The organism is Roseovarius sp. (assembly GCF_018066915.1).
In the GTDB taxonomy this organism is placed as follows: domain Bacteria; phylum Pseudomonadota; class Alphaproteobacteria; order Rhodobacterales; family Rhodobacteraceae; genus Roseovarius.
This window is the reverse complement of sequence record NZ_JAGPVV010000278.1, coordinates 1-22,970: the sequence shown is the minus strand read 5'-3', so window position 1 is coordinate 22,970 and position 22,970 is coordinate 1. Positions and strand designations below refer to the sequence as shown.

Sequence of the window (22,970 nt, the reverse complement as noted above, 5' to 3'; positions counted from 1 at the left end):
CCAACGGTCTGACCACCCTCCTCGCCGCCCGCCTGTCACGCGGCGACGAATACGAGGCGGACGCCTATGCCGCCGCCCTCCTGACCAAGGCCGGTATCGGCACCGCGCCGCAAAAATCACTTTTCGAAAAACTCGAGGCGTTAACAAACGGTGCGGGCGGCACCATGCCCGCGTGGTTGCTCAGCCACCCCAAGACCGCCGAACGGATCGCCGCCATCGAAAAACTCGAAAGCCGCTGGCACCAGAGCCTCCCGTGATCCCCTGTCATCCTCGGGCCTGACCCGAGGACCTCTCACCCCCACACCAACAGTCATCCTCGGGCCTGACCCGAGGACCACTCACCTCGGACACAACCGTCATCCTCAGGCCTGACCCGAGGACCTCTCACCTCGGACACAACCGCCATCCTCGGGCTTGACCCGAGGACCTCTCACCCCCGCGACCTTACAAAATCCCCTCAAAGACCTTACAAACCTTACCAGTCGTCACTCTCGAAATTTTTTGATCAAATTATCTTGGCAAGCCCCCCAAGGCCGGGCTAGGCTGTCACAAATCAAGATCAGGACGTTTTTCCAATGGACCTTACACAGTTCCAGACCTTCCGCGTGGCCGCCTGTGACCTGAATGGCCGGATGCGCGGCAAGCGTCTGCCCGTTGCCCACGCCGACAAACTCTCGACAGGTAGCGTGCGCATGCCGCTCTCTTCGCTAAATCTGGATATCTTTGGCGCGGATATCGAAAACTCGCCGCTCGTGTTCGACACCGGCGACGTTGATGGCGTGCTCTTGCCCACCGACCGTGGCCCGGTGCCCCTGCCTTGGCTCGAGGTGCCCCAAGGCCTTGTGCCCATGGTCATGCACCACGAAGACGGCACGCCTTTCGCCGGCGATCCCCGTCACGCCCTCGTTTCCGTCCTCAACCGCTACGCCGCAAAGGGCTGGCACGTCGAGGCCGCGACCGAATTGGAATTTACATTGGTGGACGGAAAAGGTAATACTCTCAAGAACATACGTGACCCCCGCAATGGTCGGCGGATGAAATCTCCGGGTATTCTCTCGCTTGGGCAGATGGATGCGTTCGACGGTTTCCTCAGCGCCCTCTACGAGGCCGGTCTGGAAATGGGCCTGCCGGTCGAAACCGCTGTCAGCGAGGCGGGCATCGGTCAGTTCGAGCTGACCCTGCATCATCAGAACGCCCTGCGCGCCGCCGATGACACCTGGCTTTTCAAGACACTTATCAAAGGCTTAGCCCGTCAGCACGGCTATGTCGCCACCTTCATGGCCAAACCCTTCGACGATGACACGGGCAACGGCATGCACATGCATTTCTCGGTGATGGACAAGGCAGGGAACAACGTTTTCAACGATGGCACCGCAGAAGGCACGGACATCCTGCGCGCCGCCGTGGCGGGCTGCCTTGCAGCGATGCCGCCCTCAACGCTGATTTTTGCGCCACATGCCAACAGTTATGCAAGACTGGTGCCCGGTGCCCATGCGCCCACTGGCGCGGGCTGGGGCTATGAGAACCGCACAACCGCCGTGCGCATCCCCGGTGGCCCCCCCGCCGCGCGCCGGATCGAACACCGCGTCGCTGGCGGCGATATCAACCCCTATCTCAGCTTTGCCGCTATTCTGGGGGCTGCGATCACCGGGATCGAAGACGGGCTGACCCCGCCGCCGCCCATCAGCGGCAATGCCTATGAGGTCGAGATGCCGCAATTGGCGGCGGATTGGGCCACGGCAATTGACTGGTTTGCCGAGGATCAGATGATTGCGCGCATCTTTCACCCCGACCTCATCCGCAACCTCGTGATGACCAAGCGTCAGGAATTGGCCTATATGTCCCCCATTCCCAAAGAAGACCACTGGAAGACCTATCTCGAAACGGTGTAGCCTGAACCAGCAACCCCGCCTTAATTTGATCAAATCAAGAGACCGCCATGAAAATCGGCATCCTGAAAACCGGCCACGCCCCCGACATCGTCCAAGACGAGTTGGGGGATTACGAGGTGATGTTCGCCCAGTTGCTCGCGGGGCATGGCTTTGAGTTCGATCATTACAACGTGGTTGATGAAGACTTCCCTACCGGACCGGACGCTGCCGACGGCTGGCTCATCACTGGCTCCAAACATGGGGCCTACGAGGATCACCCGTGGATTCCACCGCTGGAACAGTTGATCCGCGATATCCACGCTTCTGGGCGCCCGCTGGTGGGGGTTTGCTTTGGTCATCAAATCATCGCGCAGGCCATGGGCGGCAAGGTCGAGAAATTCGGCGGCGGCTGGCAGGTGGGTGTCACAGATTATGACATCGAGGGGCAACGCCTGCCGCTCAACGCCTGGCATCAGGATCAGGTCACAGAACTGCCTGACGGTGCCCAAGTCATTGGAACCAGTGAGTTTTGCGAGAATGCGGCGCTGCTTTATGGCGACCGGATCTACACGATCCAGCCACATCCCGAATTCACCGCCACCATGATCGACCGCCTCATCCACCACCGCGCGCCCGGCGTGGTGCCGCCTGACCTGATTGCCGAGGCCAAGGCCAAACTTGACCAACCGACCGCAAATGCCACGATAGCCGCCCGTATGGCGGAATTTTTCAAACGAGGTGCCAGCCATGGCCGATCTGAGTGAACTGACCAATTCCCTGCCCAAGGCAGCCCAGACTTATCTGGAGGATCGCCGCCTCGACGAGGTCGAGTGCATCATCTCCGATCTGCCCGGCATTGCGCGCGGCAAGGCCGTGCCCGCCACGAAATTTGCCCGGCAGAAATACTTTCACCTGCCCGATTCCATCTTTTTCCAGACCATCACCGGCGACTGGGGCGAGGCGGCAGGCGAAGGCGGTTTCATCGAGCGCGATATGATCCTGCGCCCCGACATGTCCACCGCCACCGCCGCCCCATGGACCGCCGACTGGACGCTGCAAGTCATCCATGATGCCTTTGACCGCGAAGGTTCTCCCATTCCCTTTTCCCCGCGCAACGTGCTGCGCAGGGTGGTCGATATGTATCACGCCCATGGCATGAAGCCTGTGGTCGCGCCGGAAATGGAATTCTTCCTCGTCGCGCGAAATCTCGACCCGGCACAGGAAATCAAGCCGATGATGGGCCGCTCTGGCCGCCCCGCCGCCGCACGTCAGGCCTATTCGATGACGGCCGTCGACGAATTCGGCCCCGTAATCGACGACATCTACGATTTCGCCGAGGCGCAGGGATTCGAGATCGACGGTATCACGCAGGAGGGCGGAGCCGGTCAGTTGGAAATCAACCTGCGCCATGGCGACCCGATCAAGCTGGCGGATGAAGTCTTTTATTTCAAACGGTTGATCCGCGAAGCCGCTCTGCGCCACGACTGCTTTGCCACGTTCATGGCCAAGCCCATTGCCGACGAGCCGGGCAGCGCCATGCATATCCACCACTCGATCCTCGACATGGAGACAGGGCGCAACATCTTTGCCGGGCCGCAGGGCGGCGAAACCGACGCATTTTTCCACTTCATCGGCGGCTTGCAGAAACACCTGCCTTCGGCCATCGCGGTGCTGGCCCCCTACGTCAATTCCTACCGCCGCTACGTCAAGGATCACGCCGCCCCGATCAACCTTGCATGGGGCCGCGACAACCGCACCACCGGTATTCGCGTGCCACTCTCGGGCCCCGAGTCGCGCCGGGTGGAAAACCGCATGGCAGGCATGGATTGCAACCCCTATCTCGGCATCGCCGCCAGCCTGGCCTGCGGTCTCTTGGGCATCCTCAACGAAGATTGGCCCGACAAACAGTTCAAGGGCGACGCCTATTCCGGCGAGCCGGATATCCCCAACGTGATGGGTGACGCACTTGATATGTTCGAGGAGGCCAAGGCGCTGCACGAGATTCTCGGGCCGGAATTCGCCCGTGTCTACGCCATCGTGAAACGCACCGAATACGAGGAATTCCTCCAGGTGATCAGCCCATGGGAGCGTGAGCATCTCCTCCTCAATGTCTGAGCCACGCGGCATGGGCGTGCGATTGAGTATTTGCACCAAGAAGAAGCCATGAACCTGCTCTACTCCAACGACCGGCGCGGCACCTATCCGCCAAGCTGGTATGCGGCCACGGCCAAGCCCTTGCCGGAATTCGCGCCTCTGCGCGGGCGCACGCGGGCCGATGTCTGTGTGGTCGGGGCGGGATATACCGGCCTCTCGGCCGCGCTGCATCTGGCAGAGGCGGGGTTCGATGTGGTTTTGCTCGAGGCGCAGCGCGTGGGTTTTGGCGCATCGGGGCGCAATGGCGGGCAATTGGGCAGCGGGCAGCGCATGGAACAGACCGCGCTCGAGCGGCTGGTGGGCGATGACGATGCCGCACATCTGTGGCGGCTCGCCGAAGAGGCCAAGGATCTGGTCAAATCGCTGGTGGCGCGGCATGGCATCGACTGCCACCTGAAACCGGGCGTGGCGCATGCCTGTTTTTCAGGCCGCGAAGTGGCGGCAGAGCATGCGTATGCCGATCATCTGGCCAATCGCTATGGCTATGATCAGATCGAAAAGCTGGACCCGCAAGGCTTTGCCGCGCTCTGCCCCTCGCCCGCCTACCACGGTGGAACGCTGGATATGGGGGCCGCGCATCTTCATCCGCTGTCCTATGCGCTTGGCCTGGCACGGGCGGCGGCGGCAGCAGGGGTGCGTATCCATGAAGGATCGGCAGCCCATCAGATCACGCGTGGTGCCAAGCTGCGCGTGGCCACGGATGCGGGCGCGGTTGAGGCGGATCACCTAATTCTCGCCTGCAACGGCTATCTCGGCGGCCTCGAGCGCAAGGTCGCGGCGCGGGTCATGCCCATCAATAATTTCATCGTGGCGACAGAGCCCTTGGGGGATGCGGCGGCACGCATTCTAACCAAGGATGTCGCAGTCGCGGATACCAAATTCGTGGTCAATTACTTTCGCCTCAGCCATGACAAGCGCCTGCTTTTTGGCGGCGGCGAGAGCTATGGCTATCGCTTTCCCAAGGATATCCGCGCCACCGTTCGCAAACCGATGCTCGAGATTTTTCCGCATTTGCAGGATGTTACGCTCGATTATGCGTGGGGCGGCACGTTGGCGATCACCCTGCGGCGCATGCCCTATCTGGCGCGTCTTGCCCCCAATATCCTGACCGCCTCGGGCTATTCCGGGCATGGAGTGGGCACCGCCACCCATGCGGGCCGCCTGATGGCCGAGGCGCTGCGCGGCGAAGCGTCCGGGTTTGACTGCATGGCGCGGGTGCCGGCCCCCGCCTTTCCGGGTGGGGTGGCCCTGCGCAGCCCGCTTTTGGTGCTGGCGATGACCTGGTTTTCGCTGCGCGACCGCCTCGGGCTCTGACCCCTGACTTTCAGCGTCATTCTGCCCTTTGGCCCATGGGCCTTGGGGTTTCCTTTGACAAACTGTCACAATTCACGCCTATATGTTCCGGAAAACCGAAACCTAACTTCAGGAAATCCGAAAACATGGCCCTTGCCCCCAATGTCTATGACGCGGAACCCATCCCCGAAGCCGCCCGTGCGGAAATCGACCGCATGCTGCAATCGGGCGATCTCTTTCGCTACACAGCCCCGGAAAACGCCCCCGTGACGCTGCTGGAGCGGGAGTTTGCCGCACTGCTGGGCGCGAAATATGCGCTGGCTGTTTCCTCCTGTTCGGCCGCGCTGTTTCTCTCGCTCAAGGCGCTTGGCTTGCCGCGCGATGCACGCGTGCTGATCCCCGGTTTTACCTTTGCCGCCGTGCCCTCTTCGGTGCTGCATGCCGATTGTGTGCCCGTGCTCTGCGAGGTGGGTGAGAATTACCGCATCGACATCGCCGATTTTACGGCACGGCTGGGCACGGTGCAGGCCGTGATCATCAGCCATATGCGCGGCCATACCTCGGATATGGACGCCATCATGGCGCTCTGCGCCGCGCGCGGAATTCCGGTGATCGAGGATGCGGCACATTCGCTCGGCACCACTTGGGGCGGGCGCAACATCGGCACCATCGGGAAAATCGGCTGTTTCAGCTTTCAGTCCTACAAGCTGGTCAATGCCGGTGAAGGCGGGATCATGGTCAGCGACGACGCCGACCTGATCGCCCGCGCGGTCATCATGTCGGGGGCTTATGAGCACAATTGGGCCAAGCATCTGACCGCACCGGACGCGGCACTTGAGGCGGCCTTTGCCCGCGCCCAGAACCAGCTGCCGCTCTATAATCTGCGGCTCAACAACCTGTCGGCGGCGATCATCCGCCCGCAATTGGCCGAGGTGGCGCGGCGGGTGCGCGACGGGCGCTCCAATCACGATTATGTTGCAGCGCGGCTCAATACCTCGCCTTGGATGCAGGTGCCCGAAAAGCTGATGCCCGAAGAACGCGCGCCGGATTCGATCCAGTTCAATCTGGTGGGACTTACCGAAGAGGACACCCGCACCTTTGCCCAAGCTGCAGCCGCGCGCGGCGTCAAGGTGCAGGTCTTTGGCCTGAGCACCGACAATGCGCGCGCCTTCTGGAACTGGAAATTCCTGCCGGGCGGGACACCCGATCTGCCGCAAACCCGCGCCATGTTGATGCGGGCTTGCGATACGCGACTGCCCGCGCGCCTGACGCGCCCCGATCTCGACCTTATCGCTGATGCGCTGGTTCTGGCGGCTGAGGATGTGATGGGCCGCAGCCGCGCCTACGGCACCTGATCCCGCCATGAAAAAGGGCCGCCCGCAATCGGCGGACGGCCCTGATTTCTTTCTCAGGACAGCTTATTCGGCTTTGCCGGCTTCGATCGAGATATGCACCTCGACCTCGTCGCTGACGAAAGGCGTGAACTTGTCGACGCCGAAGTCCGACCGCAACAGGGTGGTCGTGGCGTCAAACCCGAGCCACGGCTTGTTGTTCATCGGATGTGCATCGGCCTTTTGATTGAGTTGCGCATCCAGCACGACCGGCTTGGTCACGCCGTTCATGGTCAGATCACCGGTGATCTTGGCGGTGGTGTCGCCCGTGACCTCGATCCCGGTCGAGGTGAACGTGACCATGTCCCCTTCGCTTGCGCCAAAGAAATCTTCGGACATGAAATGCTCTTCGCGCTTCTCCCAGCCGGTGAACATCGACATCACCGGCATCGACACGTTGACCGAAGAGGCTGCGGGATCTTCGGCATCGAACAGGATCTCACCGGCAAAGCCCGAAAACATGCCAGTGGTGGTGGAAAAGCCCAAGTGGTTGTAGGAAAACACAACTTGGCTGTGGCTGGGGTCCAGCTCGTATTTTTCGGGGGCGGCAACGGCGCCGGTCGCGGTCAGGGCAAGCGCTGCGGCGAGCAGGATATTCTTCATTGGAAACCTCCAGAGAGTGAAATGTGACGTGCATGATCACATTTGGCGCTCAGGCTCCAAATCACAATCCCGTAGTTTCAAACACCCTCTGTGGATTGGCGAACACCTGCCAGATGCGGGGGCTTAGCGTGCCGGAAACCCGAGCGCGCGCCGCAGGGCCTTGGCCGTAGCGCGATCCTCGATCTTCATCGCGACAATCTGCCGGCCGGCGGCATCGCGTGCCGTCAGCACACGGTCCCGCATCGACAGCTCCGAGAGTGTGTCAAGATCGTGGATCGCCACCCGCGCCGCCCGACCACCCGCAACCGGGGCGATCACATGCAGGCGACGGTTCATCACATCCACTTGGATCTCTGGTCCCGTCTGAACGGGTCGGGCGCGGCTCAGGCACATCAAACCAGCAAAGAGCAGCGTCACGAAAAACAGCAGCTTGATCATCATCATCGCGGCATCCTGCGACCCCGCTGAAACCAGCCAGAGGCCAAAGGCCGAGAAGATCAGCGCGCTGCCGCAGAGGGTCTGCGTGGCGCGACCAAGATCGAGGGCCGGGGCCTCTGCCTGAGCATGGCCAGCGGTCTCGTGGTAATCGAACGGTGCGTGCGTGAACTCGCGCTCAAAATCCGGCAGGGCAACCATGGTCATACTCCTTTTCACCTCGAACACTACAAATCTGCCCGCCAAATTCGTCCGCATTGCGGCGGGCCAGAGGCATTCTGCAGGCCGGATCAAAGCGCCTTGCGCCGACCCTCGGGGCGATGTATACGCGCCCAATCTTTCGCAATCGTTATGAACCGCGCAGTCTCTCGTGGATGGGGCGCGAAAGATCCAAAGCCCGTCCTATGAAATGCGCCTTGATAGAAATGGAGTGAACATGCCGCTTTATGAGCATGTGATGATCGCGCGTCAGGACCTGTCCAGCGCGCAAGCCGAAGGCCTCATCGAACATTTTGGTGCCGTGCTGACCGAAAACGGTGGCACACTCGTCGAGCACGAGTATTGGGGCGTCAAGACGATGGCCTACAAGATCAACAAGAACCGCAAAGGCCACTATGCCTTTCTCAAGAGTGATGCGCCCTCGAGCGCTGTGCAAGAGATGGAGCGCCTGATGCGCCTGCATGACGATGTCATGCGCGTGCTGACCGTCAAGGTTGATGCCCATGAAGAGGGCCCCTCTGTCCAGATGCAGAAGCGTGACGAGCGCGGCGACCGTGGCGACCGCCCCGATCGTGGCGACCGCCCAGACCGTGGCGACCGTCCCGACCGTGGGGACCGCCCTGACCGTGGTGATCGTGGCGAACGCCGCGAACGTCGCTGATCCCTCACCTGAGACAAGGAACATAAATCATGGCTACAAAACCGTTTTTCCGTCGCCGCAAGGTCTGTCCCTTCTCGGGCGACAGCGCGCCCAAGATCGACTACAAGGACACGCGCCTTCTGCAGCGTTACATTTCCGAGCGTGGCAAGATCGTGCCGTCGCGCATCACCGCCGTCTCGGCCAAGAAGCAGCGTGAACTCGCGCGCGCCATCAAGCGTGCCCGTTTCCTCGCCCTTCTGCCCTATGCCGTGAAATAAGGAGACCTCAGATGCAAGTGATCCTTCTTGAACGCGTGGCCAAGCTTGGCCAGATGGGCGATGTCGTCGACGTCAAGCCCGGCTTTGCCCGCAACTACCTGCTTCCGCAGGGCAAGGCGCTGTCGGCATCGGAAAAGAACATTTCCGATTTCGCCGCCCGCAAGGCCCAGCTTGAGGCACAAAACCTCGAGACCCGCAAAGAAGCCGAAGCCATGGCGGACAAGCTGAACGGTCAGCAGTTCATCGTCATCCGTCAAGCCTCGGACAGCGGCGCGCTCTATGGTTCGGTCAGCACCCGTGACGCGGCCGACGCCGCGACCGAGAACGGCTTTACCATCGAACGCAAGCAGGTTGCCCTGACCCGACCGATCAAAGACCTCGGTCTGCATGACGTGCTCGTCACGCTGCACCCCGAAGTCGTGGCGACGATCCAGTTGAACGTCGCCCGTTCGGTCGAAGAAGCCGCGCTGCAAGCCACTGGCAAGACCATCCGCGATGCCGCAGCCGAGGCCGATCAGGCCGCTGACTTCGAAATCGCCGAGCTGTTTGACGATATCGGCGGTGCCGCAGGCGACGATGACGACTATTCGGATCGTCGCGGCGATAGCGACAATAACGCCTGATATAGGCAATTGTTATGAAAAATGTGCCGCGCAGCCCCCTGCGCGGCATAGTTCTGTGACATGGTTGTCGACAACGCGCGCCATGCAATGCTACTCTTTACGTCAGAGTTGCGTCTTTTGTCCTCATAGTGGTTTTTGTCCTTGTGGTTCTCGCGCTGTAACCCCACCGTCACGCGCTCTTCGGAGCCAGCCTTTGGGGGCAATCGGCTACATTGTCACCATATCACCTGGGCCCGCCCGACATGGAACATCTGCACATCCTGAAGAGGGCATATGACCGACCCACTCGGTCGATTTCCCTTGGGACGCCCCATGAGAACCGCTGCGTCAGTTGCAGAACCGGCATGGGGTTTATCTCGGTTGCCCTTCCCACCAGCCCGCCTGCAGACCTCAAGGGGGCGCGGTAATGGCCCAGGTCGATCCATTCCGACAGTTTCTCGACGATCTGCGCAACAGGTTCGAGCTTGATCATGTGGCCTATGCCGGAATGAATCCGATCAGTGGGCAATCACATGGGCATATGACCTATGGCGCTGACTGGACCGCGCATTATCTCCAGAACAAGTATTACGAGATTGATCCGACCCTTCTCAAGGCGCGCCACAGCATCGCGCCGGTGGACTGGAACAGGCTGGACCGTGGAGCGGAATTCCAGACGATTTTTCGCGCCGCACGCGATTTCGGGATTTCCGACCGGGGCCTGACGATTCCCATTCATGGACCCTACGGCGATGTCGGCGGCCTCAGCATCAACCGCGATTGTTCCGAGCGAGAGTGGCATCTTCTCATCTCGGGAATCATAGGCGATCTTCAGGCTGCAGCCGTGCATATGCACGACATGGTGATTCAATCCGACCCCCTGACGCGCATGCTCAATTCGCCCTCGCTCTCGACCCGAGAGATCGAGATCCTGCAATGGACGGCAGCGGGTAAGTCGCAACAGGACATTGGCGATATCCTGTCGATCTCGCATCGGACCGTCGAAGTGCATCTGCGATCGTCCCGTCAGAAGCTCAATGCACTGACAACACCGCAGGCGATTGGCCGCGCGATCAACCTCGGTTTGATCTATCCGCGCTGAGCGGGCCGGGCGTTTGATCAACTTTCCAAAATTTTCCTCATTTCGAAAGAGTTTATCACGGGTTGGTGAGAATTCGTGCGTCCCAGTACGGGATTTCCCCAATGGTATACTTCGGGGAATTTACTAACCTCTGGATTGCGGAAAGCACCACTCACATGGGACACGCCACTTTTGGGGAGACGAAACAATGATCTTGGTAATTGATGCCATAAACAAAGACAGGTTCAGCCACGTGCTGGACGAGATGTTCAAACTGCGCGCACGGGTCTTTGGGGATCGACTCGGCTGGCAGGTTGAAGTGAAGGACGGTCGCGAGCGGGACTTGTTCGATGACCTGAACCCGGCCTATGCCGTGGGCCTTGACGATGAGGGGAACGTCGTTTCCTGCGTACGCGCGCTGCAGACCACGGGTCCGCACATGCTGGCGGATGTCTTTGCCGACATTCTCGATGGTGAGCCGCCCCTGCGCAGCGCCACCTTGTGGGAATCGACCCGGTTTTGCGTGGACACGCGTCGTCTTGGGCGCGGGCGTGATCGCAACTCCGTCTCTTACGCCACCTGCGAGCTCATGATCGCGTCGCTGGAGGCTGCCAAGCGCGCCGGTGTGTCGGACATCGTGACGGTGATTGATCCGGTGATGGACCGGGTTCTGAAACGCTCGGGCAATGCGCCCTATGACTATGTCGGCAAGACGGCTGATATGGGCAAGGTTCCCGCCCTCGCGGCATTGCTGGATTGCACGGACGAGCGGATCAACCGCATCCGCGCCTTTGGCGGTGTGGAGGGGGACGTTTTTATCAGCGATGAGGCGGCTCTGGCCCTGCCGGCGATTGCCCGCATTGCCGCACCGAAAACGCCGCTTGAGCAGTACTGCGATGAGCAGATTGCCTCAGCAACCTCGGAGAAAGAGCGCATTGCCGCTCTGCGCCTCAAGGCCGCACTCGAGGACAAGATTCGTTCGCGCATGGATCAGCGCGCCTAACCCCCAGGGGCGCGCATTCCTGACTGGCGACCGGCACTGTCGACCACGTCACTTGCGCTCGAACGAAGAGGGCCGCCCCACTTCTCCCCGGGGCGGCCCTTCATATTTTTCAGCAAGGCGTCAGACGATCACTCGTCGTTCATCGCCTCGATCGCTTTTTCCAGCTCTTCCTTGGACAGTTCCTTGTCCGTGACCTCGGCCAGTTCGACCACATAGTCGATGACCTTGTCCTCAAAGATGGGCGCGCGCAGTTGCTGGCGCATCTGCGGGTTTTTCTGAACGAATTCAAAGAACTCCCGCTCGTGGCCCGGATATTGGCGCGCCTGGTTCATCACCGCTTGCGTCATTTCGGCATCTGTGACCTGCACTTCGGCCTTCTGGCCCAGATCCGCCAGCAAGAGACCAAGGCGCACGCGGCGCTCGGCCAACTTGTTGTGCTCTTCGGTCACGTCGATCTCGGGATGATCATGGCCGTGAACGTCCGGGTTTTCCTCATGCCAGAGCTGATGCGCAATCTGCTTGGCCTCGGTTTCGACCATGGTCGGCGGCAGTTCAAAGCTGACCTTCTCATCCAACTGATCCAGAACATGACGCTTGAGGATCGCGCGTGCGGCCCCAGCATATTCCATTTCCAGCCGCTCGGCGATCTGGGTCTTGAGGGCAGCCAGATCCTCGGCGCCATACTTCTGCGCCAGCTCATCATTGATCTCGGCGGCAACCGGTTCTTTCACGGCCTTGACGGTGCAATCGAACACCGCCTCTTTGCCCGCGAGATGCGGGGCCTGATACTGCTCGGGGAAGGTCACGGTCACGGCTTTGACCTCTTCGACCTTGACGCCGACGAGTTGCTCTTCAAATCCGGGGATAAAGCTGCCCGAACCCAGAACCAGCGGATAATCCTCGGCGCTGCCGCCATCGAATGCCTCGCCATCGACCTTGCCGACAAAGTCGATCACGACCTGATCGCCGTCCTTGGCCTTGGTGCCCTTCTTGCGATCCTTGAAATCCTGCGCGTTCTCGGCAAGGTTCTTGAGCGCCTCGTCAACCGCGGCATCGTCGGCCTTGGCGACCAAACGCTCGAGCTTGAGCGACTTGAGGTCGACCTCGGGAATCGCGGGCAGAGCTTCGTAGCTCAGCACGATCTCGACATCGTCGCCCTCTTTCCATTCCTGATTGGCCATTTTGACGTCAGGCTCGAACGCCGGGCGCTCGCCCTTGGCCTCGAAATGCGCCTTCATGGCGTCATCGACGCTCTCTTGCATGGCCTCGCCCAGCACACGCTGGCCAAATTGCTTTTTCAAGAGCGGCAGCGGCACCTTGCCCTTGCGGAATCCCTTCAGCTCGATGTCCGGCTGGGCCTCCTTGAGCTTGGCATTTACCTTCTCGTCCAGATCCTTGGCCGACAAGATCATCTTGTAGCCGCGCTTCAGCCCCTCATTAAGGGTCTCGGTGACCTGCATTTTCGTCCTCTCATATGCATCGGGCCGCGGAGGCGTCCGCGGCGGTCAAAATCACGCGTGTTCTATTGAGGCCCCCGCTAACGTGCAAGGGAAATCCGGCGTTACGCGGCCGGTCTGTTGGTGCGGGTGGAGGGACTTGAACCCCCACGCCTTGCGGCGCCAGAACCTAAATCTGGTGCGTCTACCAATTTCGCCACACCCGCATCCGTTGCGCGTGCCCTCACGGGCCGCTGGCGCGGTGTCTAGCAAAGCGCCCCGCCGGATGCGAGGGGAAAATTCAGCGCAGGCGCGTCGGATCATGGCGAAAAAAAGGCAGGACATTAACCCAATCTTGCCATATTCTGGTTGTAAATTGAGGCAGAAAACAAGCGAGACACGCCATGAAACCGAAAACGGTCGGGCGGTCAGATGGCGGAGTGGCCGTCTTTCCCCCTGTGGACACATGCGGCCTCTTGGCCGACAGCATCATTCTCACCCTCGACGGCGAGCGGCGCATTGCTGATCTGAACGTCGGGGACCGCGTGATCACCCGCGATAGCGGCACGGCGGTGTTGCGTGGCATCACCCGGCACAGGCTGCGCACGGCGGCGGTGCGGATCATGGCGGGCACTCTGGGGCATACGCGGCCTGAGCGGGATGTAACTCTGCCCGCCGGTCAACTGCTGCTCGTACGCGATTGGCGGGCCAAGGCGCTCTTTGGTGACACGCAGGCTCTGGTGCCTGCGACACGGCTTGTGGATGGCGAATTTGTGACGCTTGAGGCCGCGCAAGAGATGACGCTCGTTACGCTCGACTTTGCAGACCCCCATATTCTCTATGTCGATGGGCTGGAACTCGCCAGCAGCGCCGACATGCGGCTTGACGCTCGCGCCGCCTGATCCGGCAACGCGCGCAGCACGTCGGGCAAGGTTTCGGGCAGGTCCTCGGCAATCAGGCCGGGGCCATGGTGCCGGGCACATTCCACATGCAGCCAAGCCGCAGTTTCGGCAGCTTGCATCGGTTCAAAACCACGCGCCAAGAGCCCGGTGATGAACCCGGCCAAGACATCGCCCGAGCCTGCGGTGGCCAACCACGGCGCAGCGCGGCCATAGGCCGCCGCAGAGATCGCGCAGCCCCCATCCGGTGCCGCAATAACCGTATCGGGCCCTTTCAACAGCACGACGCAACCTGCCCGCTTGGCCGCCTCACGGGTGGCATTGACCTTGGAATAGGCAGGACCGGTCGCAGGCACAACCGAGAGCCTCTGGGCCAGATCGGGAAAGAGCCGCGCGAATTCCCCCGCATGGGGCGTCATGATACAGCAGGGATGCAAGTGCGCCCACAGGTCTGAATCGCGGGCAATCAGGGTGAGCGCGTCGGCGTCCAGCACCAGAGGGCGTCCGCTCTGCAATGCCACTTTGAGCAAGCCCACCTTGTCCTCGCCCAGCCCCATCCCCGGCCCAAGACAGAGTGCAGTGATACGCCCATCCTCGAGCACAGTGGCCAAATCCGCGCCATCCCTGACACGCCCCAGCATCAATGCGGTGATCTGGCACGCCACCTCCATCTGCGCGGCCGGTGGCACGCCAACCGTCACCACCCCTGCCCCAATCCGGAGCGCCGCGCGCGCAGCAAGCCGTGCCGCACCGGTCCTACCTGCGCCGCCCGTCAGGATCAGGGCGTGACCATGGCCGTATTTATGCGCCGATGCCGCCTTGTCGAGGCTCTGCGCGTCGGGGGCTGCAACCATCCTGACCGCGCCCTCAGCCCGCGCCACAAGACCGATGTCCGCCACAACAACGCGCCCACAGACCTCTGGTCCCGCGTCGAGCAGATGACCCAACTTGGGCGCATGAAATGTGACGGTCAGGTCTGCGCGTATCACGTCCCCCGCCGCGCCCAAGATGCGGCCACTGTCGCTGCATAGCCCAGAGGGCAGATCCACCGCGACAATACGGGCTGCCCCCTTTTCCGCGCCGATCCACAACGCCGCAGCGCATGCTGTCCCCTCCAGTGGTCGCCTCAGACCCGTGCCAAAGAGCGCATCTATAATGAGCGCTGCGCCCTGCACGTTCCGTGGTGCCTCGGCCAGATCATGCACCTCGCCCATGGCACACCACCGGTCATGGTTCACCCGCGCATCAGGCGGAAGCCGGGCAGCATCACCCAGCAAATGAACCTCGATCTCCCACCCCCAATCCTTCAACAGCCGCGCGATGACAAACCCGTCGCCGCCATTGTTGCCCGGCCCGCACAGAACGATCGCTTTTTGCGGTGCCTTGGCCAGTTCCGGCCACTCGGTGAACACCGCCTCGACCAGGGCGCGCCCCGCCCGCTCCATCAACTCAAGCCCGGTGACATGGCGCGACTCGATAGCCGCCTGCTCGAGCGCGCGCATTTCGGTGGCTGACAAAATTTCCAACATACTTGGTCCCTATGCGTTTTATTTTTGATGCTTTTTTCGGCATTTTGCATCTTTTTTGTGCAACACATCCTCTCAACCCGTCGGGAGTGCCGCAAAAACCAGCTTAACCGATTGAGCCTCGTCGTGAGAAGTGGTCTGCACGTTCCGAACGTAACCGCGGGAGGCCGAGCCGATGAAAAAGATCGAAGCGATCATCAAACCCTTCAAACTCGACGAGGTGAAGGAGGCGCTTCAGGAAGCTGGCATTCAGGGCCTCTCGGTCATCGAGGTCAAGGGCTTTGGCCGTCAAAAAGGCCATACCGAGCTCTATCGCGGTGCGGAATATGTGGTCGATTTCCTGCCCAAGGTGAAAATCGACGTCGTGCTCGATGATGATCAGGTGGACGCGGCCATCGCCGCGATCATCGACGCGGCCAAAACGGACAAGATCGGCGACGGCAAGATTTTCGTAAGCCCTGTCGAGCAAGCCATTCGCATCCGCACCGGTGAATCCGGTTCGGACGCGCTCTGAAATCTACCCTAACAAGAAAAGGACAAGAGAATGAGCAAGGACGCAGTTCTCAAGCTGATCAAGGACGAGGATGTCGATTACGTCGATATCCGGTTTACCGACGTGCGCGGCAAACTTCAGCATGTGACCGTGGTCGCCGACCTGGTCGATGAGGATTTCCTCGAAGAAGGTTTCATGTTCGACGGGTCGTCGATTGCCGGCTGGAAGTCGATCGAAGCCTCCGACATGAAGCTGATGCCCGACACCGAGAGCGCCTATATTGATCCGTTCTACGCGGAAAAGACACTCTGCATCCATTGCTCTGTGGTCGAGCCGGACACCGGCGAATCCTATGACCGCGATCCGCGCGGCACAGCCGAAAAGGCCGAGGCTTATCTGAAAGCCTCCGGCATCGGCGATGTGGCCTATTTCGGCCCCGAAGCCGAATTTTTCATCTTTGATGACGTGCGTTTCTCGAACACCATCAACAAGGTCTCCTATCAGGTCGACGCCGTTGATGCCTCTTGGAACAGCGACACCGAATACGAGATGGGCAACACCGGCCATCGCCCCGGCCTCAAAGGCGGCTATTTCCCGGTGAACCCGATCGACGACGCACAGGACCTGCGCGCCGAGATGCTCTCGACCATGAAGCGCATCGGTATGAAGGTGGACAAGCATCATCACGAAGTTGCAAGCTGCCAACATGAATTGGGCCTGATTTTCGGCACGCTGACCAAGCAAGCCGACGAAATCCAGAAATACAAGTACATCATTCACAACGTGGCGCATGCCTATGGAAAGTCGGCCACCTTCATGCCCAAGCCGATCTATGGCGACAACGGATCGGGCATGCATGTGAACATGTCGATCTGGAAAGACGGCAAGCCGCTCTTTGCCGGTGACAAATATGCCGATCTGAGCCAAGAGGCGCTCTATTTCATCGGTGGCATTCTCAAGCATGCCAAGACGCTCAATGCCTTCACCAACCCCGGCACCAACAGCTACAAGCGGTTGATCCCCGGTTTCGAGGCCCCCGTTCTGCGCGCCTATTCGGCCCGCAATCGTTCGGGCTGCGTTCGTATTCCGTGGACAGAGAGCCCCAAGGCCAAGCGCGTCGAGGCCCGTTTCCCTGACCCGAGTGCAAACCCCTATCTGGCGTTCTCGGCCCTGCTGATGGCCGGTCTGGACGGTATCAAGTCCAAGATCGACCCCGGCGAAGCCATGGACAAGAACCTCTACGATCTGCCAGCCGAAGAGCTCAAGGATATCCCGACTGTCTGCGGCTCCTTGCGCGAAGCGCTGGATTGCCTCGCGGCGGACCACGATTTCCTTCTGGCTGGCGACGTGTTCACCAAGGACCAGATCGAGGCCTACATCGCCCTCAAGTTTGACGAGGTGCACAAATACGAGCACACGCCGCACCCGGTCGAATTCGGCATGTACTACAGCTGCTGATTGCGGTCATCGCAGTTCAAAATTCAGGGCATCCCAAACGGGGTGCCCTTTTTCATGCGTTCCCTCCGCTTGCTTCACGGTCTCTTCACCGTTGCGTGATTGGCATCAATATCGCGATATTTGAGGAATTGCCCAAATTAATCCGCATTTGAAACAAATCAGTTCCACCTTCGGTTGTCATTAAGAGAACACTCACAACGCAGATAATGGAACATCCCATGGCCAATTCCACTCACAGGGTAACGGCAGGGCTAGTATTTCTCGGTACGAGAACCTTCGACATTGTCCGAATCGGCAACCGGATCAGCATGATCCTCGATTGGCTGGACGAACAGACGACGGGCTTGCGGATCTTGTCCGACTGCGCGGCGACGTTGCACTCCGATCATTTCGTTCTCAGGATCGAGATCAAACAGGATCACAAGCTGGCTGCCTTGGATCAGCCCGCCGAACACTTCTTGGCGTTGAGCCTCTCGCAACCCGATCCTGAGGCCCCGCCGCAGACGCAATTGGCGCTGTCGGTCATGGCGCATGTGCTGCGCGCGTTGCACAATACGCTCGCCCCCGATTATGTGCAGTGGATTCATCCGCTGGCCCTGCTCAGCCATGCCGAGTTTCTCGAAGCCGTCACCTTTCAGGACGACGACGAGGCGCCCGCACCTCAAGCCGAGGTCGTCCCCCACCCCAAGGCCATGGCCGCACGCAGCCGTCTGCCGGACATCGAGCTCACCCATCAGGCGCTCCATGCACGCTTTGTCTCGGAGAGCGACGCCGCCCCCGACGACCGCGTGACCGGCGCCCTCAGGGCGGTATTCCGGGAAAACAATGCCCCGGTCGATGCGGCGATACCCAACCCCGACAGCATCCGCGAGAGCACAGCGCCTCTGCGCCTCAGCGTCTGGATCATGACGATCACGCTGGGTCTCTTTGCCCTGCCGGTTGCCGCCGCCCTTGCCATCATCAACCTGATGCGCGGCGAGAACCTGCGCCTTGCCTCTCAGACGGCGGCGATGACCGGATTGTTCCTGACCTTGCAAGTCAATGGTGCCACGGCAGCGGCTTTGCAAACCATGCAGGACCTCTTGGGATGACCGGAACCGGAAATTTCCCCGCAGAGGCGCACTTGTGGCGCGCGCGTGGCGCGTTACACTCGGAGCGAAAGCCTTTTCACGGGAGATTGTAATGTTACCGACGACGATGCGCCGCCTGAAGCCCCTTGCCATGGCTCTTGGATTGAGCCTTGTAGCCAGCAGCGCGCTGGCCGCAGCCTGTGGCAACAGCGCTGACGGGTTTTCCGCATGGAAGGCCGCCTTTGCCAAAGAGGCGGCTGCCGAAGGGGTCGGGGCACGGGGGCTCGAGGCTCTGTCCGGGGCGCAATATGCCAGCGGCACCATCGCGGCGGACCGCAACCAGAAGAGCTTCAAATACAGTCTCGAGAAGTTCATGCAGGTGCGCGGTGCCCAGACCATCATCTCCCAGGGACGCAAGCGGCGCGCGCAGGATGCCGCCTTTTACGACGCGCTGGAGCGGCAGTATGGGGTGCCCGCAGGTGTTCTGATTGCCATTCACGGGATGGAAACCGGATTTGGCGGGTTCATGGGCGATAGTTCCGTGGTATCGGCCATTGTCACGCTCACCTATGATTGCCGCCGCTCTGATTTCTTTCGGCCCCATGCGCTAGGGGCGCTCATGCTGGTGGATCAAGGTGCTATCACCGCCCAAACCAAGGGCGCGAAACATGGCGAGTTGGGGCATACCCAGTTTCTGCCGGGCAACGCCCTGCGCTACGGCGTTGATGCCAATGGCGACGGTCGGGTCGATTTCTACAATCTCACCGACGCTTTGGCCTCGACCGCGAATTTCCTGCGCCAAAAGGGCTGGCAGCCCGGTCAGGGCTATCAGGAAGGTCAGCCGAATTTCAGCGTGATCCAGCAATGGAACGCCGCTGGTGTTTATCAAAAGGCGATTGCCCTGATGGGCGCGCAAATCGACGGGGGCTGACGGGCAATCGTCCTCTCCCACACTCAGGTAACGTGCCAAGTATGTCCGGTTTTCTCTGAACCCTCTCAAGAACGGGGCATGAAATGAGCAGACAGAATTACGGCCAGATCGCCGCTTTGGAGTTCTTTGATCCTCCTGAAATGGACTTTCCCGACATCGTCGAGGAGTTCGACATCGCTTCGCAACGTCTGGCACCGCAACTGCGCCGCCTGACCTGGGATGGCGAAGATATTGCCCTGATCGACCGGGATGCGGTGCGCATCGCGCTTGGCTGGCTTCCGGCCGAGAACCTGAACCAGCCGAGTTATCTTGTGCTGGCGGTCGGGCCGCGCAACGCCAAGCGCAACGTGACCCTCGATCCCGAGGCCTATGAAATGCTGACGCGGCGTCTGGTCGAGCGGGTGCGCGGCTATCTTCCGTTTGACGCGGTTCTGCATGGGGCCGCCAACCGCCCCATCGGCAGCGCGCTTCTCGACATGACATTCGAGTTGTTGTCCGGCTGCGCCACCGAGGCCACGCACAGCCGACGCCCGGCTCCGACCACGCGGCAGTCAAGAGCCCGCCGTCGAGAGGAGACCCCCAAAAGCACAGAGCGGCCCAAACACCCCATCCCCGAGGATGCGGTGGACGCGCAATTGGCGGTGCCCGGAGCCTCTTTTCCGATGCGTCTGACGATCGTCACCTTTGGCCTCACGCTCTTTCTGCATGTGCCGCCGCTCGGGGCTGCACTCTTGGCCTATACCACCCTGCGCGAGGCGCAACCGCTTCTGACCTGAGCAAGACGGTAAACCGGCTTTGCTGCTTATTGCGCGGTCGTACGGGCCAGAACATAGGTGTGAATCGAAAACACGCAGGCGCGCGTTTGCGGCAGGCGCAGCACGCATTGCCGTTCGCTGCGCAAATAGGGATACTCGGCCTCGGCACTCGGCTGCACGCGCGACCGGGGCTGATGCAGCGTTGGACTGGCATAGCGCAGCGCGTTGAACCGCCAGAGCGGCCGCCCCTCTTGCACCCCATCGAATAGCCGTTGCACCCGCCGCGCGAGGGTCTCGTCATAGACTTTGACCGGCCCGTGAATGGTGGTCAGCGGTCGCCCGATCTTGTCTGCCAGATGCCAACTCGCCGGAAAGCACAGAACAGCCGCTGACAGCACATGCTCGTCGCCCCGACGTTCCATGAGGCAAAGATCCTCTTGCACCAGGTGCCCCAGCGTTCCCATCGGGTCGGCCCTGTCGATGGGGACGATCACACCATCGGGGCGCTGCACCTGATTTGCGGAAATGCCATAGCCTTGGCCGTATTCCTGCAACCAATCCAGCACAAATTGCAAAAGCTCCGCCGCCGCCGGGACTGCTCCGTCCGTCACCGCCAGCACTTCGGCGCGCTGCTCGGACAAAAGCCGCGCGCGTTCGGCCATCTGCCCGGCAAAGGCCTCATCGACCTGCAACCAGTCAGCCATGGCGAGCGGTGAAACCCCCGGCAGGGCATGCGGACCCTCAGGATCATAGGGCAATCGAGTCTGGAGAATCTCTGTCATGGCGCAAGCTTAGCCAAGCGCCCGCGCCGCCGCATCCGCAAAATCGCGCGCCCGGCGATAGCGGGTTTCCATGCCATAATCCTTGCGCGGGCCACGCACGCGCCATGTGACCGTGAACTCGGGCCAATCGGCAAAATCGTAATGCCCGTCATAGTGATCCGGATCGCACCAATGGGCGGTCTCGCCCCCATTGGGCGGAATATGATGGAATAAACGCCCGTCCTCGAACCAGACCGACAGATCGTGTGCCCACAGATACCGCCGCTCAGCGAGGAACCGCGTGCCATCCCCCAACACCATCTCGCCCGTCTCGTGATAGGCCAGCCCCTTGGGGTCAGGCCGCCAGATGGCCTGCCCAAGGAACCGCGCGCGCAGGCCATCGGCATGTTGAATGGCCCGGTCGAGCGTCCAGACGCCTGTGAAATCGGTCAGGGTGACGGTGTGTGTCATGGTCCAGACCTGCGGCACTCCCCCGCGATTCGCAAGCCGGACTGAGCGCGCCAGACCGATCAGGGCAATGGACGGCACAGCACAGGGCGCATAAAGTCGCTTGGTATCGGCAGGAGAAGTCATGACCCCGACGACGAACGAACCCCTTGATCAGGCCACACCGGGCGAGCAGATCCTGCTTGCGCAGTTGCATCAGGTGCAACGTGCGCTGGAGCAAGCCTATTCCCAACGTCGAGAACAAGAGGCAGAAACCGCCGCCTGTGCCGATCGAATTGCCGCCCTTGAGGCGGAACTGACAGAGGCAAAGGCGCAACTTGACGCGGTTCTGGCCTCGCGCAGTTGGCGGCTGACTGCGCCTTTGAGGCGGCTTCTGGGTCGCCAAAGGTAACGCTTGATCAGACGAGATCGGAAAGGTTGCGCAAGAGCGCCTGCGCCAGACGGTCATACTCGGCACATAAAAGCGCGGGCGTGTTGAACAGCGCCGATAGCCGCGCCTGCGCCTCGCAATAGGCGGAGAGGGACTGCGGATCGGGCCTGTAGCCTATGATCCGCTCTGCCGCCACCTCTGGCGACATGCCGTGCAGATTGACAAAGGCCCCCTGCGGCAACAGGTCGTGAATCCTGTGACCCGGCCCCGCGACATAGAGAGGCATGGCACCTATCGCGAGACTGTCGAACACCTTTTCCGTGACATAGGACCGGTGATAGGTGTTCTCGACCGCCGAGAGCACGGCGCAGCGGCCCCGCAGATCGAGGTATTTCTCAAGATGCCAGTCCGGCAGGGCTTGCCTGCGCGGCAAGAGGTTCCACCCTGCCCCCGTCCGCAACAGCCGCTCGCCTGTGCAGGCCAGTGCCAGCCGCGTCCGCCAACGCCCCAGCCCGTAGAATTCCGCCTCTGGAAAGGCCGCGTCAAAGCGCGGCTCGTCCCGGTATTCGGCGACAAACGCCAAATCCCATTTTGTCGCGGCGAACCGTGCCGCCCAATCCGCCTCGGAGAGGGGCGCATTCTCCTTGAACCAGCAGCCATAGCGCGTGGGATAGGCGTAATCCGTCAGCAGGAAATAGGGGATATGCTCGAACGCGTAGATGTCCGACGTGACGTGGTTGAGAAAGACAAAGGGGACTTGCCCTGCGTCGGTCTCGAATACCTGCTCTCTGCTGAGCGGATCAGCGGCCCACACACAGTCCCAGAGCGGCTCTTCAGACAAGAGAACAAGCCGCTGGTGCGCGGCCAAACGCGGCCTTAGCGCCTCGGCATGGCGGATGAGATCCTTGGTATGGGCCAGCAGGATGATATCTGCCGCATCAAACGCCTCTGTGACCACGATCTGAGGCGCGCAGGCCCGGCGGATAGGATCATAGGCAAAAGGCTGACGGTGAGCATAATCGCCAAAGGGATGAACCTTGATTGTCACGACCAGCCCTTTGGTTCCGCAGGAGACGGGCGCAAGATAGCCGTGGAAGACCGCAGGCGCAACGTCGATCCGGGCTTGTTGACCAGTTCACAGGGGCGGCAAAACGCAGCCAGCCGTCTCAGGTTGAGCGGATCGCCTCAGCGGATCATCTCGATGCGGGCACCGCGGAATTGCGCCACAACCCC

At 61.1% G+C, this 22,970-nt stretch carries 25 protein-coding genes and 1 tRNA gene; 18 read left to right on the top strand and 8 right to left on the bottom strand.

Annotated elements, in window-relative coordinates:
* From KBT70_RS15520 to KBT70_RS15495, 6 genes are all read left to right on the top strand, one after another.
* Positions 1–257 (top strand): M48 family metalloprotease (locus KBT70_RS15520; RefSeq protein ID WP_296635895.1); only part of this gene is annotated, 257 nt, incomplete at its 5' end.
* A gap of 318 nt (positions 258–575) precedes the next feature.
* Positions 576–1,892, top strand: a complete 1,317-nt coding sequence (locus KBT70_RS15515) for a glutamine synthetase family protein (RefSeq protein WP_296635891.1) — start codon at positions 576–578, stop codon at positions 1,890–1,892.
* Between the two features lie 47 nt (positions 1,893–1,939).
* A complete protein-coding gene (locus KBT70_RS15510; protein WP_296635884.1) occupies positions 1,940–2,635 on the top strand; it encodes a type 1 glutamine amidotransferase in 696 nt (231 codons plus the stop codon).
* Positions 2,619–3,986, top strand: coding sequence for a glutamine synthetase family protein (locus KBT70_RS15505; protein WP_296635881.1), 1,368 nt, complete (start codon positions 2,619–2,621; stop codon positions 3,984–3,986). Before KBT70_RS15510 ends, KBT70_RS15505 begins: the two co-directional genes overlap by 17 nt.
* Positions 3,987–4,034: 48 nt before the next feature.
* Entirely contained in the window at positions 4,035–5,339 is a 1,305-nt protein-coding gene (locus KBT70_RS15500) for an FAD-binding oxidoreductase (RefSeq protein WP_296635878.1), read from the top strand.
* 125 nt (positions 5,340–5,464) lie between these two features.
* Positions 5,465–6,673 carry an aminotransferase class I/II-fold pyridoxal phosphate-dependent enzyme gene (locus KBT70_RS15495; protein ID WP_296635875.1) on the top strand — a complete coding sequence of 403 codons (1,209 nt, stop codon included), beginning with the start codon at positions 5,465–5,467 and terminating at the stop codon, positions 6,671–6,673.
* Positions 6,674–6,736: 63 nt separating this feature from the next.
* Here KBT70_RS15495 and KBT70_RS15490 read toward each other — a convergent pair whose 3' ends face one another.
* Together KBT70_RS15490 and KBT70_RS15485 are read right to left on the bottom strand one after the other, a co-directional pair.
* Positions 6,737–7,312: a YceI family protein gene (locus KBT70_RS15490; protein ID WP_296635872.1), complete on the bottom strand. Its 576-nt coding sequence runs from the start codon at positions 7,310–7,312 to the stop codon at positions 6,737–6,739.
* Between the two features lie 123 nt (positions 7,313–7,435).
* Complete coding sequence (locus KBT70_RS15485; protein WP_296635868.1) at positions 7,436–7,954, bottom strand: hypothetical protein; 519 nt, start codon at positions 7,952–7,954, stop codon at positions 7,436–7,438.
* Between the two features lie 229 nt (positions 7,955–8,183).
* Between KBT70_RS15485 and rpsF the strand changes: the two genes are divergently transcribed.
* From rpsF to KBT70_RS15460, 5 genes are all read left to right on the top strand, one after another.
* The gene (gene rpsF, locus KBT70_RS15480) at positions 8,184–8,627 is read left to right on the top strand and encodes a 30S ribosomal protein S6 (protein ID WP_296635863.1); all 444 of its coding nucleotides are present in this window, start codon (positions 8,184–8,186) and stop codon (positions 8,625–8,627) included.
* 29 nt (positions 8,628–8,656) lie between these two features.
* Positions 8,657–8,884, top strand: coding sequence for a 30S ribosomal protein S18 (rpsR, locus tag KBT70_RS15475; protein WP_008282293.1), 228 nt, complete (start codon positions 8,657–8,659; stop codon positions 8,882–8,884).
* 11 nt (positions 8,885–8,895) lie between these two features.
* Positions 8,896–9,507, top strand: a complete 612-nt coding sequence (rplI, locus tag KBT70_RS15470; protein ID WP_296635859.1) for a 50S ribosomal protein L9 — start codon at positions 8,896–8,898, stop codon at positions 9,505–9,507.
* Positions 9,508–9,913: 406 nt separating this feature from the next.
* Positions 9,914–10,588: a LuxR family transcriptional regulator gene (locus KBT70_RS15465; protein WP_296635855.1), complete on the top strand. Its 675-nt coding sequence runs from the start codon at positions 9,914–9,916 to the stop codon at positions 10,586–10,588.
* Positions 10,589–10,775: 187 nt separating this feature from the next.
* A complete protein-coding gene (locus KBT70_RS15460) occupies positions 10,776–11,570 on the top strand; it encodes an acyl-homoserine-lactone synthase (protein ID WP_296635852.1) in 795 nt (264 codons plus the stop codon).
* A gap of 128 nt (positions 11,571–11,698) precedes the next feature.
* On the opposite strand, the gene tig is transcribed toward KBT70_RS15460, so the two are convergent.
* Together tig and KBT70_RS15450 are read right to left on the bottom strand one after the other, a co-directional pair.
* Positions 11,699–13,030, bottom strand: coding sequence for a trigger factor (tig, locus tag KBT70_RS15455; RefSeq protein ID WP_296635848.1), 1,332 nt, complete (start codon positions 13,028–13,030; stop codon positions 11,699–11,701).
* A gap of 118 nt (positions 13,031–13,148) precedes the next feature.
* Positions 13,149–13,233, bottom strand: a tRNA-Leu gene (locus KBT70_RS15450).
* A 177-nt stretch (positions 13,234–13,410) separates the two neighbouring features.
* On the opposite strand from KBT70_RS15450, the gene KBT70_RS15445 reads away from it, so the two are divergent.
* The gene (locus tag KBT70_RS15445; RefSeq protein WP_296635844.1) at positions 13,411–13,908 is read left to right on the top strand and encodes a Hint domain-containing protein; all 498 of its coding nucleotides are present in this window, start codon (positions 13,411–13,413) and stop codon (positions 13,906–13,908) included.
* On the opposite strand, the gene KBT70_RS15440 is transcribed toward KBT70_RS15445, so the two are convergent.
* Positions 13,845–15,434 carry an NAD(P)H-hydrate dehydratase gene (locus tag KBT70_RS15440; protein ID WP_296635839.1) on the bottom strand — a complete coding sequence of 530 codons (1,590 nt, stop codon included), beginning with the start codon at positions 15,432–15,434 and terminating at the stop codon, positions 13,845–13,847. The two genes, KBT70_RS15445 and KBT70_RS15440, sit on opposite strands and share 64 nt — an antisense overlap.
* A 172-nt stretch (positions 15,435–15,606) precedes the next feature.
* Here KBT70_RS15440 and KBT70_RS15435 point away from each other — a divergent pair, with 172 nt between their 5' ends.
* The 5 genes from KBT70_RS15435 (at position 15,607) to KBT70_RS15415 (ending at position 20,159) form a co-directional block, all read left to right on the top strand.
* Complete coding sequence (locus KBT70_RS15435; RefSeq protein ID WP_008282302.1) at positions 15,607–15,945, top strand: P-II family nitrogen regulator; 339 nt, start codon at positions 15,607–15,609, stop codon at positions 15,943–15,945.
* A gap of 30 nt (positions 15,946–15,975) precedes the next feature.
* On the top strand, positions 15,976–17,382 hold the full coding sequence (glnA, locus tag KBT70_RS15430; protein WP_296635834.1) for a type I glutamate--ammonia ligase: 1,407 nt from the start codon (positions 15,976–15,978) through the stop codon (positions 17,380–17,382).
* A gap of 218 nt (positions 17,383–17,600) precedes the next feature.
* A complete protein-coding gene (locus KBT70_RS15425; RefSeq protein ID WP_296635827.1) occupies positions 17,601–18,473 on the top strand; it encodes a hypothetical protein in 873 nt (290 codons plus the stop codon).
* A gap of 106 nt (positions 18,474–18,579) precedes the next feature.
* Positions 18,580–19,383 carry a lytic transglycosylase domain-containing protein gene (locus tag KBT70_RS15420; RefSeq protein WP_296635898.1) on the top strand — a complete coding sequence of 268 codons (804 nt, stop codon included), beginning with the start codon at positions 18,580–18,582 and terminating at the stop codon, positions 19,381–19,383.
* A gap of 83 nt (positions 19,384–19,466) precedes the next feature.
* Positions 19,467–20,159: a hypothetical protein gene (locus tag KBT70_RS15415; protein ID WP_296635824.1), complete on the top strand. Its 693-nt coding sequence runs from the start codon at positions 19,467–19,469 to the stop codon at positions 20,157–20,159.
* Between the two features lie 26 nt (positions 20,160–20,185).
* On the opposite strand, the gene KBT70_RS15410 is transcribed toward KBT70_RS15415, so the two are convergent.
* Both KBT70_RS15410 and KBT70_RS15405 read right to left on the bottom strand, forming a co-directional pair.
* Positions 20,186–20,920, bottom strand: a complete 735-nt coding sequence (locus KBT70_RS15410) for a DUF3445 domain-containing protein (protein WP_296635819.1) — start codon at positions 20,918–20,920, stop codon at positions 20,186–20,188.
* 9 nt (positions 20,921–20,929) lie between these two features.
* Entirely contained in the window at positions 20,930–21,370 is a 441-nt protein-coding gene (locus KBT70_RS15405) for a DUF6314 family protein (protein ID WP_296635816.1), read from the bottom strand.
* A gap of 121 nt (positions 21,371–21,491) precedes the next feature.
* Here KBT70_RS15405 and KBT70_RS15400 point away from each other — a divergent pair, with 121 nt between their 5' ends.
* Complete coding sequence (locus KBT70_RS15400) at positions 21,492–21,758, top strand: hypothetical protein (RefSeq protein WP_296635814.1); 267 nt, start codon at positions 21,492–21,494, stop codon at positions 21,756–21,758.
* A gap of 7 nt (positions 21,759–21,765) precedes the next feature.
* Here the strand turns inward: KBT70_RS15400 and KBT70_RS15395 are convergent, their stop codons facing one another.
* Positions 21,766–22,785: a glycosyltransferase family 10 gene (locus KBT70_RS15395; RefSeq protein ID WP_296635811.1), complete on the bottom strand. Its 1,020-nt coding sequence runs from the start codon at positions 22,783–22,785 to the stop codon at positions 21,766–21,768.
* Positions 22,786–22,970 lie beyond the last annotated feature (185 nt).